The 295-nt window shown below is 40.3% G+C and carries 1 pseudogene; it reads right to left on the reverse strand.

The features are described 5' to 3' along the window. Positions 1 to 295 (reverse strand): annotated as a pseudogene (locus K9V48_RS30280) (RNA-guided endonuclease TnpB family protein); the annotation flags it as partial.

Here is a 295-nt window from a genome sequence, read left to right on the forward strand (position 1 = left end):
TTTTTTCGAAGGAATGTAGGGTTTTCGACTTCTCTTCCATCAGAAAGAACAGCATATTTATGTAGGCCAACGTCTATTCCGATTGCGTTGTTTGTATCAATATCAGATGGCAACTCTTGTCTTTCGACACAGAAAATAGCGTACCATCTTTTGCCTTGGTGCTTGATCACAAGTTGCTTGATTGTTCCTTCTAATGGTCTGTGGAGGAGGAGATCGATTTCACCTAGCTTTGTATTGTACAGCTTACCGTTATCTGAAAAGGACATAGCCATTCGATTGCCTTTTGCATTGAATC

The sequence above is a fragment of the Metabacillus rhizolycopersici genome (assembly GCF_020075705.1).